The organism is Acidimicrobiales bacterium (assembly GCA_036399815.1).
In the GTDB taxonomy this organism is placed as follows: Bacteria; Actinomycetota; Acidimicrobiia; order Acidimicrobiales; family DASWMK01; genus DASWMK01.
Window position 1 is genome coordinate 1 of sequence record DASWMK010000164.1, and the last position, 9,700, is coordinate 9,700.

Sequence of the window (9,700 nt, forward strand, 5' to 3'; positions counted from 1 at the left end):
CCGCGCCGTCGACGCCCGCCTCGGGCGCCGCCCGTCCCGCTCCGCCCCTCGGTCCCGTCCCGGCCCCGCCGGCCGGCGGGCCGACGGCGACCCGCCACCCCGGAGGCCCCGTGGGCGCCGCACCGTCGTCCCCGCCGAGCGCGGGCCCCGAGCCCGCTCCACCGGCCACCGCGGGCGGGCATCCCTCCCTCCCCGGCGCCACGCCGGCCGCCGACGGCCGTCCCGCCGCCCCCGGCCTCGGCGCCGCCGATCGGTCCGTCGCCCCTCGACCCCACGACGCCGGCCGCCCGGCCGACCCGTGGCACCCGGCCACCGACCCGCACGGCGACCACGCAGGGGCTCCCGCCCCCGAGCCGCCCGCCTGGTCCGGCCACCCGGCCGCGCCGGCCCACCCCTCCGCGCCGCCCCTCCCCGGGAGCGACCAGCCCGCCGGTCACCCGGCCGACCCCTGGTACCCCGCCGCCGGCCACCCGTCGGCCCCGCCGCCGGCGCCCCCCACGCCCCCGCTGGCGCCCGAGTGGGTCCCGGTCGGCACCCCGCCGGCGTCGCTCAGCGAGGCCCTGCCCGGCGGCCCCGAGTTCGACCGCGGCCTCGCCGCCCTCGTCGCCGACGCCGACGCGGCCGGCGGGCCCCCGGGGTCGCCGCCGCTGCCGACCCGCCAGCCGGGCGCCACCAGGGAAGGCCCGGCGACGCCGCCGTGGGCGACCCTGCCGAACCGCACGCCGGGCGCGGGCGGCCGCTCGCCCGAGCCACCCCCGGCCGAAGGGCCGCCGACCAGGGCGACGAACCGGTCGCCGGAAGAGGTGCGGGCGATGCTGTCCAACTACCGCGCCGGCCTGTCCAGGGGCCGGTCGCCCCGCCAGGACCAGCCGGGCCGTGATCGGTCCGAGGAAGACGAGGGAGGGCGACGGTCGTGAACGGCCTCAGCACGGGAGCCCGGAACGTCAACTGGCTCGTGAACAACTTCGTCGAGCGGGTGCCGGGGGTGACCGAGGCGGTCGTCGTGTCATCCGACGGCCTGCCCATGGCCGTCTCCGACGGCCTCACCAGGGACGCCGCCGACCGGTTCGCCGCCGTGGCGTCGGGCCTGATCGGGTTGGCCTACGGCGCCGCAGGGCGGTTCGGCGGCGGCGCCGTCCACGAGGTCATCGTGGAGATGGAGCGCGCCTTCCTCTTCGTCACCGGCATCAGCGACGGCTCCTGCCTGGCCGTCACCGCCGAGGCCGACTGCGACGTCGGCCTGGTCGGCTACGAGATGGCGCTGCTGGTCGAGCGCGCGGGCAACGTCCTGACGCCCGAGCTGCGGGCCGAGCTCCAGGGAGCGCTGCCCCGGTGAGCGGCACCGGCCACGGGCCCGGTGGCCGGCTGGTCCGCCCGTACGCCCTCACCGGCGGGCGCGTCCGGTCCGACGCCGACCTGCCCCTCGAGACGCTCGTCGTCACCACCCCGCTCGGCCGGCAGGCGCCCCGCCTGGCCTGGGAGCGGCGGGCCATCGCCGAGCTGTGCGTGGCCCCCGTCGCCGTCGCCGAGGTCGCCGCCCGGGTCGGGGTGCCCCTCGGCGTGGCGCGCGTGCTCGTCGGCGACATGACCTCGGAAGGCCTCGTCCAGGTCTACCGACCGGCCGAGGTCGACCGCCCCGACCTCCTCCTGCTCGAGAGGGTGCTCGATGGCCTTCAGGCGCTCTGACCCCGTGCCGCCGCCCGCCGAGGGTGCCGCGCCCCTCCCCGTGAAGATCATCGTCGCCGGCGGGTTCGCCGTCGGGAAGACGACCTTCGTCGGCGCCATCTCCGAGATCGTCCCGCTGAACACCGAGGCGGCGATGACGTCGGTGAGCGCCGGCGTGGACGACGCCGGCCAGGCCGTCGGGAAGACGACGACGACGGTGGCCATGGACTTCGGCCGCATCACGCTCGGCACCGGCCTCGTGCTCTACCTGTTCGGCACGCCCGGCCAGGACCGGTTCCAGTTCATGTGGGACGACCTGACCAGGGGGGCGATCGGCGCCGTCGTGCTCGTCGACACCCGCCGGCTGGCCGACTGCTTCCACGCCGTCGACTACTTCGAGGCGCGGAGCGTGCCGTTCGTGGTGGCCGTCAACTGCTTCCACGGCTCGGTGGCCCACGGCCTCGACCAGGTGAGGACGGCGCTCGCCGTGCCGGCCGACGTGCCCGTCTTCCTCTGCGACGCGAGGGAGCGGTCGTCGACCAAGGCCGCGCTCCTCGAGCTGGTCAACCACGCGCTCGCCCGGGCGCACGCGGCGGCCGGGCTCCCGGCGCCCAGCCGCTGACGGGGGCGACTTCGGTCACACCCCCGGAAACTCCGGGGTCGTTGTCACACCCCTCCGACATGATGGCGGGGTGACCGCTCAGCTCTCGTCCGGCCGCCTGCTGCGGCGCGGGGCGACGGTGCTGCGACGCCTCGTGTCGCTGCACTGGCGCCCGTTCGCGCTCGCGGTGTTCGGCGCGGCCGTGTACGCGAGCGCCACGGTCGCCACGTCCTGGGTGCTCGGCCGCGTCGCCGACCGCGTGATCGTCCCCCACTTCGAGGAGGGGCGGGTCGAGCGGGGCACGGTCACGGCGGCCGCGCTGCTCGTCATCGCCGTCGGCCTGGTGAAGGCCGTCGGCATCGTCTGCCGCCGCATCTCGGCCACGATCGCGAGCGCCAGCGTCGGCGCCACCCTCAGGGTGAAGGTCGTCGAGCAGTACCAGCGGTTGCCGTACTCGTACCACCAGTCCCGCCCGAGCGGGCAGCTGCTGGCCCACGCGAATGCGGACGTGGACGCCGCCATCGAGGTCCTGAACCCGCTCCCGTTCGCCACCGGCGTGGCCCTCATGGTCGTGCTCGCCCTCGGGTGGCTGGTCAACACGGACCCGTGGTTGGCCCTGATCGGCGCGCTGCTGTTCCCGGCCATCTGCGCCCTCAACCTGGCGTACCAGCGCCGGGTCGAGGCGCCGGTCGAGGCGACCCAGCAGGCCATCGGCCGGGTGTCGGCCGTCGCCCACGAGAGCTTCGACGGCGCCATGGTCGTCAAGGTGCTCGGCGCCGAGGACCTCGAGGTGCGGCGCTTCTCGGCCGTCGCCGGCGAGCTGCGCGACGCCAAGGTCCGCACGGCCAAGCTGCGGGCGACGTTCGAGTCCGTGCTCGACTCGCTGCCGCCGATCGCCATCGTCGTGCTGCTCGTGCTCGGCGCCTGGCGCGTCGAGACCGGCGACGTCACGGTCGGCACCATCGTCAGCTTCATCAGCCTGTTCACCCTGCTCACCTGGCCGCTCCGGCTGATCGGCTACGTGCTCGGCGAGCTGCCGCGCGCCGTCGTGGGCTACGACCGCATCCAGGAGGTCCTCCGCACGCCGACGGACGAGGTGCCCCGCCCGGTGCGGGCCGCCGGCGAGCCGGGGCGGCGTGACGGCGCCCGGTCGGGCGCGCCCGCCCTCGAGGTCGACCGGGTCGGGTTCGCGTACGACCCCGAGCACCCGGTCCTCGACGACGTCTCGTTCCGGCTGCGCCCGGGCACCACCGTCGCGCTCGTCGGTCCGACGGGATCGGGGAAGTCCACGCTCCTGCTCCTCGTCGCCCGGCTGCTCCGCCCGGACCGGGGGACCATCCGGATCGCGGGGCGGGACGTCGCCGCCATGTCCACCGAGGAGCTGCGCGAGGCGGTGGCGATCGCGTTCCAGGAGCCGTTCCTGTTCGGCGACACGGTGAGGGAGAACATCTGCCTCGGCGTCGGCGACGAGCGGGCCATGGTCGAGGCCGCCCGCCTGGCTCGGGCCGACGAGTTCGTCCGGGCCCTGCCGGACGGCTACGACACGGTCGTCGGCGAGCGGGGCGCCACCCTGTCCGGCGGCCAGCGCCAGCGGGTCGCGCTGGCCCGCGCGCTCCTGCGTCGCCCTCGGCTGCTCCTGCTGGACGACGCCACCTCCAGCGTCGACCCCTCCACCGAGCTCGAGATCCTCGGCGGCCTCGGCTCCCACCTGCGCACGACGACGACCCTGGTCGTCGCGTCGCGCCCGTCCACGATCGCCCTGGCCGACGAGGTCCTGTTCCTCGACGACGGCCGCCTCGTGGCCGCCGGCGCCCACAGCCGCCTCGTCGCCGAGGTGCCGGGGTATGCCCGGCTGGTCCAGGCCTACGAGCTCGACCGGAGCACCCGATGACCCCCGCCCGCCAACCGCTCCCGCCCGTCGAGGGCGCGCTCTCCGTGCTGCGGCGCGGCTGGGCGGCGAGCCCGGAGCTCCGCCGGGGCGCCGGCGCGACCGTCGCGCTCGCGCTCGTGGCCGGCGGCGGCCGGGTCGTCGTGCCCATCCTCACCCAGCAGGTGGTCGACCGGGGCTTCGACGACGCCGGCGCGGACATCGGGCTGATCGCGTCGTTCGGCGCCGTCGGCGTCGTCCTCGTCGTCGTCACCATGCTGGCCAACCGGGCCACCCAGACGCGGCTGGCCTCCACCAGCGAGGAGGCGCTGTACGGCCTGCGCGTGCGGGCCTTCCGCCACATCCACCGCCTGCCCGTCGCCTACCACACCGAGGAGCACCGGGGCGCCCTGGTCAGCCGGGTGACCTCGGACGTCGAGACGCTCAGCCAGTTCTTCTCGTGGGGCGGCGTGGCGTGGATCGTCAACAGCGCGGTGATGCTCGCCGTCGTCGCCACGATGGCCGCCTACGACTGGCGCCTCACCCTCCTGTCGATTGCCGTCGTGCTGCCGCTCGCGCTCGTGCTCAAGCTCCTCCAGAAGCACCTCGTCGCCCGGTACGACCTGGTCAGGGTGCGGGTCGGCGAGATGCTGACGGCCGTCTCCGAGTCGGTCATGGGCGCCGCCGTGGTGCGGGGCTACGGCGTGCAGGAGCGGACGAACGCCAAGGTCGAGCGCACGGTCGAGGAGCACCGCCGGTCGATGATCCGGGCCGGCTCGCTCGGCGCGCTCCTGTTCCCGTCGGGCGAGGTGTTCTCGGTGCTCACGATCGCGGCCGTGATCACCACCGGCGTCGCCATCGGACCCGAGGGCGGGCTCACCGCCGGCGAGCTCATCGCCTTCGTGTTCCTCGTCACCCTGTTCCTCGAGCCGGTGGCCGAGTTCACCGAGCTCCTCGACTGGACGCAGACGGCCGTCGCCGGCTGGCGGCGGGTGCTCGACGTGCTCGACACGCCCATCGACGTCGCCGACCCCGAGGCCGGCCGCACCCTGCCGCCCGGGCCGCCGGAGATCCGCCTGGAGCGCGTCTCCTACGCCTACCGGCCCGTCGAGGTGCCGCTGGCCGAGGAGGAGGCGCCGGTCGTGCGCGTCGCGCCCGCCGAGCCGGTGTGGGCCGTGCGCGACGTCACGGCGACGATCGAGCCGGCGAGCAGGGTCGCGCTCGTCGGCGCCACCGGGTCGGGCAAGAGCACGTTGGCCAAGCTGCTGACCCGCCTGGCCGACCCGACCGAGGGCCGCATCCTCGTGCACGGCGTCGACCTCCGGGAGGTGTCGTTCGCGTCGCTGCGGTCGTCGCTGGTGCTGGTGCCCCAGGAGACGTTCCTGTTCGACGACACCATCACCGCCAACGTCCGCTTCGCCAACGAGTGGGCGAGCGACGACGACGTGCGCCTCGCCTTCGTCGAGCTCGGCCTCGAGCCGTGGGTCGCCGGCCTGCCGGAGGGCCTCGCCACGCGCGTCGGCGAGCGGGGCGAGCACCTGTCGGTCGGCGAGCGCCAGCTCGTGGCGCTGGCCCGGGCGTACCTGTCCAACCCGACCTGCCTGCTGCTCGACGAGGCCACCTCGGCGGTCGACCCGGCCACCGAGACCCGCCTGACGCGGGCGCTCGAGAGCCTGAGCCGGGGGCGCACGTCGATCACCATCGCCCACCGGCTGGCCACGGCCGAGCACGCCGACGTCATCCTCGTGATGGACGGCGGCCGCCTGGTCGAGCGGGGCACCCACCAGGAGCTCCTCGCCCTGGGCGGGGTCTACGCCGGCCTGCACGCCAGCTGGGTGCGGGGCACGGCGTCGGCGGAGGCGGCCGCCTCGTGACCGCGAGGGCGTGACCGAGGGGCGGGAGCCGCCGCTCACCGTCGTGGTCGTGCACCGGGCCCAGCCGGAGCGGTGCACGGCCACGGTGCGGGCGCTGACCGACCGGGCCGCACAGGGGTTGGCGGCTTGCGCCGTGGTGGTCGACAACGGCTCCCCGCCGGCCGACCTCGCCGCGCTGCGGGCCGCCCTGCCCGGCGTGGAGCTCGTCGAGCTCGGGCGCAACGCCGGGTTCGGGCCGGGCGCCAACGCCGGGCTGCGGCGGTGGCTGGCCCGGCCGGCGGCCGAGGCGGGGGAGTGGGTGGCGGTCGCGCCGCACGACGCCATCCCGGCGCCCGGGTGCCTGGCCCGGCTGGTGGCGGCGGCCGCGGCCCGGCCGCGGGCGGGGCTGGCCAGCGCCGACGTCGGCGACGGCGCCACCCCGGTGGTCGACCGGTACTTCGGCGGGATCACCCGCCCGGCCGCCGTGGCCGACGGCTGGGAGCCCGCCGACCACCCGCACGGCACGCTGATGGTGGCCCGGCGGGCCTGCCTGGAGGAGGTCGGCCTGTTCGACGAGCGGTACTTCGCCTACGGCGAGGAGGCCGACCTCGGCGTGCGGGCCAGGGCGGCGGGGTGGGCGGTGGGCGTGGTGCGGCGGGCGGACGTGCGGAACCCGCACGTCGGTAGCACGGTCGCGGTGACCGACTACCTCCAGCTCCGCAACACGCTCCTGCTCGTCCGCGAGCACGGGGGACGGTGGCCGGTGACGGTCCGGGCGGTCATGGCGCTGTGGTCGGCGGCGGTCGGCGCCGTCGCCCCGGCCCGCCGCCCGCCCGTGTTCGACGCGAGGGCGAGGCTGCTGGCCCTGCGGGACTACGCGCTGGGCCGGTTCGGCCCTCCGCCCGCCTCGCTCACCGGGGCGGCGGCGACCGCACGTCGCCCCGCTCCGCCCCGGCCACGACCGGCCGCACCTTCAGCAGGTACCACAGCGCCGTCGCCACCCCGGCCACGACCGTGAACGCCGAGCACAGCAGCACCGCCAGCCAGACGACCCGGCGCCGCCCGGCGAGCGCCCAGGCCCACTCGGGCCGGCGGGCGGCGTCGAGGAACGCCCACATCGTGAGGGCGAGGGGGATCGAGCACAGGACGGTGAGGACGACCGCCCCCGCCACGTCGCCGGTGCCCACCCCGTCCACCGCCAGAGCATGCCCGCAGCAGCCGCCCGCGCTCGACCCGAACCCCGCCCGGCCCCGCTCGGCGGCCGAGCCCGTGCGGGCGCCCGACGTCGGCGGCGGCGACGGCCATGCGGCGGTCGGCGACGGCGCGTGGGCCGGTGGCGGCGGCGACCGAGGGGCGACGGCATGAGGCTCGCTCCGGCGGCGTCGCGGGCGATCGGCGCCCGGGCGGTGCGGGGGCAACCCGAAGGGCCGCCACATGAGCCTCGCCAGGGCGATGCGAGCGCGGCGGGTCGGCGGCCGATGGGCGACGGCATGAGCCTCGCCGGGGCGATGCGAGCGCGGCGGGTCGGCGGCGGAGGGGCGACGGCATGAGCGTCGCCGGGGCGATGCGAGCGCGGCGGGTCGGCGGGCGCGCCCGGGCGGGTGGCGGCGGCGGTCGGGTGGTGGCGGCGTGAGCTTCGCGGCGGCGACGGCGGTGCGGTCGGTCGGCGACGGAACCTGGGCGGCGGACATCGCGGCCGGGTGGGACGTGGCCGGCAACGCCAACGGCGGCTACCTGATGGCGATGGCGGGGCGGGCGATGGCCGAGGCCACCGGGCGGCCCGACCCGGTGTCGGTCACCGCCCACTACCTGGCGCCCGGGCGGCCGGGGCCGGTCACCGTCGGCGTCTCGGTGCTCCGGGCCGGCCGGCGGTTCGCGACCGCGGCCGCGACCGTGGCCGATGGGGAGCGGCCGCTGATCACCGCCGTCGGCACGTTCACCGACCTCGAGGCGGCCGAGCGCGGCGGCGAGGCCGACCTGCGGCGCGTCGAGGCGGCCCCGCCGGAGCTGCCGCCGGTCGAGGAGTGCCCGCTGGTCCGCCCCGCCGAGCCGTTCCCGCCGCCGTTCACCGGCCGGGTCGAGCTGCGCCTCCACCCCGACGACGCCCGGTTCGTCGAGGGCCGGCCGAGCGGCCGGCTCGCCATGCGCGGGTGGTTCCGCCTCCCGGGTGGCGAGCCGGTCGGCACGCTCGGCCTCCTCCAGGCCGCGGACGCCTTCCCGCCCACGGCCTTCAACGCCGCGCTGCCCGTCGCCTGGACGCCGACCCTGGAGCTCACCGTCCACGTCAGGGCCCGCCCGGCCGAGGGCTGGCTGCGCTGCGCGTTCACCACCCGCTTCGTCGAGGGCGGGTTCCTCGAGGAGGACGGCGAGATCTGGGACGCCACCGGTGCGCTGGTGGCCCAGTGCCGCCAGCTGGCCCTGGTGCCCCGGCCGGCGGCCGGCGGCGCCGCCGCCGGGTGACGTCAGGCGGCCGTCGTGGCCGCGCCCGCGTCGGGCACGACGGTGGCGACCGGCGGCGCCGGCGCCGTGGTCGGGCCGGCCGCCGTCGGCGTCGTCCGCACCGACGGGCGGGCGATCCAGGCGTAGCCCAGGCCGACCAGCAGCCCGCCGCCGACGACGTTGCCCGGCACCGTCCACACCAGGTTCCTGAACAGGTCGGCCCACGAGGCGTCGCCGGCGAGGGCGGCGAGGCTGAAGATCGTCATGTTGGCGATCGAGTGCTCGAACCCCGAGGCGATGAACGCCAGCAGCGCCCACCAGATGACGACCAGCTTCGCGGCGTCGCTCGTCGCCCTCGCCGCCATCCAGAGCGCGAGGCAGACGAGCATGTTGCAGAGGACGGCCCGGAAGAACAGCTGCCCGCCGGTGGCCGCCGACTTGTTGCCGACGACGGTGGCGAGGTACGTGCCGGCCGCGCCCTTCCCGGCGTGCAGCGTCCCGCCGGCGTGGACGAGGGCGGCGAACCCGACCGACCCGACCAGGTTGCCGACCAGTGACAGGCCCCACACCCGGCCGACGGCGCCGAGGCTGGTGCGGCCGGCCGCCGTGGACTGGAGCAGGACCATGGCGTTGCCGGTGAACAGCTCCGACCCGGCGAACACGACCAGGGTCAGGGCGATGCCGAAGACGCAGCCGGCGACGAGCGTGGTCATCGGCGAGCCGGCGGCGGCGAGCGGGCCGGCCGTGCTGGCGACGAGCACCACGCCGATGCCGACGTACGCGCCGGCCAGCGCGGACGAGGCGAGGTAGCGCGCCGGAGAGGCGGTGGCGCCGGCCTTCGCCGCGCCGACCCGCTCCTGGTCCTCCAGCGCCTCGGGGACGGTGATGGGCACCCCTGCCTCCTTCCGTGCGCGATCGCCCGGTGCGGGGATCATCACATCGGGCTCCCCGGTACGGAAGGGGGGATTGGTGCGCACGGTGAGAAGGCCGGCCGGCCAACGCGCCGCTCCGGCGGAGCGGCGGCGCCGGTCAGCGGGGCACGAGCACGACCCAGGCCCCCTCGTCGTCGAGGCGGCGGTCGACGGCCAGCCCCACGGCCGCGGCCTCGGCGGCCAGCCGGTCGTCGTCCACGTCCAGGCAGGCGAAGGCGTGGTCGTAGCGGCGGCCGTCGAAGCGGTAGGTGACGACGGCGTCGAGCCGGTCGCCGTCGTGCGACAGGTGGTGCAGGTCGATCTGCACGCCGTCGACGACGTTCGAGGCCGGCGTCGCCGAGCG

11 protein-coding genes are annotated in these 9,700 nt (G+C 76.9%); 8 read left to right on the forward strand and 3 right to left on the reverse strand.

Annotation, left to right across the window (positions count from 1 at the left end; all coding sequences use genetic code 11):
* The 7 genes from VGB14_11790 to VGB14_11820 form a co-directional block, all read left to right on the forward strand.
* Positions 1–917 (forward strand): hypothetical protein (locus tag VGB14_11790; protein HEX9993599.1); only part of this gene is annotated, 917 nt, incomplete at its 5' end.
* On the forward strand, positions 914–1,336 hold the full coding sequence (locus VGB14_11795) for a roadblock/LC7 domain-containing protein (protein HEX9993600.1): 423 nt from the start codon (positions 914–916) through the stop codon (positions 1,334–1,336). The genes VGB14_11790 and VGB14_11795, both read left to right, overlap by 4 nt.
* Positions 1,333–1,686 (forward strand): DUF742 domain-containing protein, encoded by a 354-nt coding sequence (locus VGB14_11800; protein ID HEX9993601.1) that lies wholly within the window; start codon positions 1,333–1,335, stop codon positions 1,684–1,686. Before VGB14_11795 ends, VGB14_11800 begins: the two co-directional genes overlap by 4 nt.
* Entirely contained in the window at positions 1,667–2,287 is a 621-nt protein-coding gene (locus VGB14_11805; protein ID HEX9993602.1) for an ATP/GTP-binding protein, read from the forward strand. Before VGB14_11800 ends, VGB14_11805 begins: the two co-directional genes overlap by 20 nt.
* A 70-nt stretch (positions 2,288–2,357) precedes the next feature.
* Positions 2,358–4,157: an ABC transporter ATP-binding protein gene (locus VGB14_11810; protein HEX9993603.1), complete on the forward strand. Its 1,800-nt coding sequence runs from the start codon at positions 2,358–2,360 to the stop codon at positions 4,155–4,157.
* Positions 4,154–6,007, forward strand: coding sequence for an ABC transporter ATP-binding protein (locus tag VGB14_11815; GenBank protein ID HEX9993604.1), 1,854 nt, complete (start codon positions 4,154–4,156; stop codon positions 6,005–6,007). The genes VGB14_11810 and VGB14_11815 overlap by 4 nt, the downstream gene beginning before the upstream one ends.
* Before the next feature lie 10 nt (positions 6,008–6,017).
* A complete protein-coding gene (locus VGB14_11820; protein ID HEX9993605.1) occupies positions 6,018–7,004 on the forward strand; it encodes a glycosyltransferase in 987 nt (328 codons plus the stop codon).
* Here VGB14_11820 and VGB14_11825 read toward each other — a convergent pair.
* Positions 6,898–7,182: a hypothetical protein gene (locus VGB14_11825; protein ID HEX9993606.1), complete on the reverse strand. Its 285-nt coding sequence runs from the start codon at positions 7,180–7,182 to the stop codon at positions 6,898–6,900. The two genes, VGB14_11820 and VGB14_11825, sit on opposite strands and share 107 nt — an antisense overlap.
* Before the next feature lie 433 nt (positions 7,183–7,615).
* Between VGB14_11825 and VGB14_11830 the strand changes: the two genes are divergently transcribed.
* Complete coding sequence (locus VGB14_11830; GenBank protein ID HEX9993607.1) at positions 7,616–8,446, forward strand: thioesterase family protein; 831 nt, start codon at positions 7,616–7,618, stop codon at positions 8,444–8,446.
* 2 nt (positions 8,447–8,448) lie between these two features.
* Here VGB14_11830 and VGB14_11835 read toward each other — a convergent pair whose 3' ends face one another.
* The gene (locus tag VGB14_11835; GenBank protein ID HEX9993608.1) at positions 8,449–9,318 is read right to left on the reverse strand and encodes a formate/nitrite transporter family protein; all 870 of its coding nucleotides are present in this window, start codon (positions 9,316–9,318) and stop codon (positions 8,449–8,451) included.
* A gap of 136 nt (positions 9,319–9,454) precedes the next feature.
* Positions 9,455–9,700: hypothetical protein (locus VGB14_11840; protein ID HEX9993609.1), on the reverse strand; the 246-nt coding region annotated here is incomplete at its 5' end.